This window comes from Arthrobacter sp., from assembly GCF_031179385.1.
GTDB lineage: Bacteria > Actinomycetota > Actinomycetes > Actinomycetales > Micrococcaceae > Arthrobacter_D.
On record NZ_JAPSHV010000156.1, the window covers coordinates 1 to 3,436 of the forward strand.

Genomic DNA, 3,436 nt, shown 5'->3' on the forward strand with positions numbered 1-3,436 from the left:
TGCCCGGACGCCGCACCGCGTGGGAACCGGACCGGCCGGGGGCGCCGGACGCCCGCTTCTGCGACGCTGCCGAACGCTTCGTCGGATCAGGCAGCAGTTCGAGGGCCGCGAGCCCCTGGGCGATGTTGTGCAGCCCGCCCTGGCCCGAAAATTCCTCGTCGTCGGGCCATGGCGCGGACACGGAGCGTCGCAGTGCAGGCGTTCCTGTTTCGTCGACGAACCGGAGCGAATAGCCGCGTTCCAGCAGGTGCGCCGCGATTGACACGGCACCGACCACGGCCCACTCGAAGGTGGGGGAGGAGAGCATGCCGGAATCGGTCTCGGGATCGCCGCCGAACGCTGAGAGGAAACCGGACCCGTAACTGGCCTGCCGCTGATCGAGGATCAGGGTGGCTTCGGGGGTGGTGACGGATTCTTCCTGACGCACCATGAGTTCGTTGTGCCGGGCGGTCGCAGCCCAGTGCACCCGGCGCATGGGATCGCCGTGGCGGTATTCGCGGGTCATGACGTCGTCGTCGCTGGGATTCGCATTCCGGCGGGTGACAGCGTTGCCGTCCGTGCCCCGGACCCCGGTGAGCGGCGAGTGCGGCAGCTCCAGCGGGCTGGGGGTGACCACCAGCCGGTCCGTCCCGCCGAGCGTGTGCCGGGAAATGCCCAGGCCGAAGGGGTCGGTGAAGCCGGCGGTGACAGGGCCGACGTCGTACACGCCCCGCGCGGCCGACCGCAGCCGGTACTCGTACAGGCTCACTCCGCTCGGGGTGGGGTGGCGGGCGGGGAAGTGGAACTCGGGGGCGTCGCCGAAGCGCTGCGGAAGCTGTTCGCGCATCACCACGGAGCCGCCCAACGGACCGTCGGAGGCTACGGACAGCGTCACCGTGGTGGTGAACCCTGTCTCCATGCTCTGCGGCGCGAAGGTGCGGTGCACCGTGAAACTCGGCTTGACCAGTCGCAGCACCAGCACGGACACCAAGGGCAGCAGGACCAGCAGGAGGCCTAAGTACAAGAGGTCCCGCCGGCCGAGGAACTGGGCCAGCAGGAGTGAAAGGACACCGGCCGCGGCCAGTCCCCATCCCCGAACGGTCAGGATGCGCGGTAGCCGCTCGACCAGTCCCATGTGCTCAGCCGTTTCGGGAGGAGGCGTTCGCCGCGTCGCGTGCCACCGGCACCCGGGCAAGAATGCCGGAGATGATCGACGACGGCGTCTCGCCGGAGCTGAGTGCCTTCCGGTCCAGGATGAGCCGGTGGGCGAGGACGGATTCGGCGACGGAGCTGACGTCGTCGGGCAGGACGAAGTCGCGGCCCTCGAGGGCCGCACCGGCCTTCGCCGCGCGCAGCATCTGCAGCAGGCCGCGGGGGCTCGCACCGAGACGGAGCTGCGGGTGCTGCCGGGTGGCATGCCCGATGCCGACCGTGTACTCCTTCACCGCGGGGGAGACGTACACCTGCCGGACCTGGCGGATCATCGCGGCGACGTCCTCGACGCCGGCAACGGGCTGGATGGAGCGCAGCGGCGAGACCGACTGGTGGGTCTCGAGCATGTCCATTTCCGAGCTCATGTCCGGGTAGCCCATGGAGATGCGGGCCATGAAGCGGTCGCGCTGGGCTTCGGGCAGCGGGTAGGTGCCCTCCATCTCGATCGGGTTCTGGGTGGCAATCACCATGAACGGTTCGGAGAGGCGGTAGGACGAACCATCCACCGTGACCTGGTGTTCCTCCATGCACTCGAGCAGCGCGGACTGGGTCTTGGCGGAGGCACGGTTGATCTCGTCACCGATGACGATGTTCGCGAACACCGGACCGCGCCGGAACTCGAACCGGTGGGAGTCCTGGTTGTAGATGGAGACGCCGGTGACGTCCGAAGGCAGCAGGTCCGGGGTGAACTGGATCCGGTTGACGCTGCAGTCAATGGTCCGGGCGAGGGTCTTGGCGAGCATGGTCTTGCCGACGCCGGGTACGTCCTCCAGGAGCAGGTGGCCTTCGGCGAGCAGCACCGTCAAGGCCAGCCGGGCGGCGTCGGGCTTGCCGTCGATGACCGTGTTGATGGACTTCAGGATGCGCGCGCTGGTGTCGTGGAACATCTCGCCTGTCATGGGCGGACGAACAGTATCCGCACTGGGCGCCGTGCTGCCGTTGGGGGTGGCGTACTGATTGTGGGCGTCCATGGATACCTTCCGGAAACGCTGCCGGGAACGCCAAACCACGACGGTGTGGGAAACGTCAGTGGAACACGTGCGGGGCAACGGTTGCTAACTAGCTCAAGAGTACTAGGACAACTGAGGTTCGTGGCGGAAAGTTCCGCTCACCAGCGCGGATCCGGGCAGACTGCAAGAAAAGTCTAGGGTTGGACTATGTGCACCAGTTCGATCCCCGTTCAGTACCGGCCCGAAGAGACGACGGCGGAAGACTCGCCCACCGGCCGGTCACGCGCTCCCGAGGCGGGCGGCCGCAGCCGGAAACTGGAGTACCCGCCGGCGCCGGAGCCGCTTCCGTACCCCGTGATGGACAACCACACGCACCTCGATTTCCGCGACGGCCAGGTTGCCGTGAGCATCGCCGACGCGATGGATGCGGCGGAGGCCGTCGGCGTCGGCTTCGCGGTGCAGGTGGGCACCGACCTGGAGTCCTCCCGCTTCACCGTCGAGGCGGTGGACCAGGACCGGCGGCTGCTCGGCGCCGTCGCGATCCATCCCAACGAGGCGCCCCTGCTCGCCGAGGCCGGCGCCCTCGAGGACGCGCTCGCCGAGATCGAGCAGCTCGCGCAGCACCCGCGCATCCGCGCCATCGGCGAGACCGGCCTGGACTACTTCCGCACCGGCGAGGGCGGGCGCGAGCGGCAGGAGCACTCCTTCCGCCGGCACCTGGACATCGCCCGCCGCCTGGATCTTGCCCTGCAGATCCATGACCGGGATGCGCACGACGACGTCGTAAAGGTCCTGCGCACAGAGGAACCTCCCGCCCGGGTGATCTTCCATTGCTTTTCCGGCGACGCCGACCTTGCCCGGATCTGCAACGAGAACGGCTGGTTCATGTCCTTCTCCGGAACCGTCACCTTCAAGAACGCACGCGGTCTGCGCGATGCCCTGGAGATCGCCGACCCGACCCTGATCCTCACCGAAACCGATGCGCCGTTCCTCACACCGCACCCCTTCCGGGGGCAGCCGAATGCCACCTATGCCGTGCCCTACACGGTCCGGTTCATGGCGGAGCATCTTGGCTCTGACTTGGAGGAACTCTGCCGGTCTGTCAACGCCAACACGCGGCGTGCGTACGGGGAATGGGAGTGACGCGGGACAAGTAAGCCATTTTGCTAGCTTGCCCTTGTATCACAGTTCGATTACGGTGGGCTGATATTAGCCGGGGTCGGGGAAGGCTTTCGACTAATGCTGTCCGCTGCGACGGGTCTCTTCTTTGTTGTACCGCTGGCGTTGAGCCGCGC

The 3,436-nt window shown here is 67.4% G+C and carries 3 protein-coding genes; 1 reads left to right on the top strand and 2 read right to left on the bottom strand.

What is annotated here, in order from left to right; all coding sequences use genetic code 11:
* Both RIF85_RS14450 and RIF85_RS14455 read right to left on the bottom strand, forming a co-directional pair.
* Positions 1–1,114: DUF58 domain-containing protein (locus RIF85_RS14450; RefSeq protein WP_309072598.1), on the bottom strand; the 1,114-nt coding region annotated here is incomplete at its 3' end.
* Between the two features lie 4 nt (positions 1,115–1,118).
* Positions 1,119–2,162, bottom strand: a complete 1,044-nt coding sequence (locus tag RIF85_RS14455) for a MoxR family ATPase (protein WP_309072599.1) — start codon at positions 2,160–2,162, stop codon at positions 1,119–1,121.
* A 186-nt stretch (positions 2,163–2,348) separates the two neighbouring features.
* Here RIF85_RS14455 and RIF85_RS14460 point away from each other — a divergent pair, with 186 nt between their 5' ends.
* Entirely contained in the window at positions 2,349–3,284 is a 936-nt protein-coding gene (locus RIF85_RS14460; RefSeq protein ID WP_309072600.1) for a TatD family hydrolase, read from the top strand.
* Positions 3,285–3,436: the final 152 nt, after the last annotated feature.

What these genes read in the sequence shown, in the direction of transcription:
- RIF85_RS14455 (WP_309072599.1), bottom strand. Translation starts at nt 2,162, where the DNA reads ATGGACGCCCACAATCAGTACGCCACCCCCAACGGCAGCACGGCGCCC.
- RIF85_RS14460 (WP_309072600.1), top strand. Translation starts at nt 2,349, where the DNA reads ATGTGCACCAGTTCGATCCCCGTTCAGTACCGGCCCGAAGAGACGACG.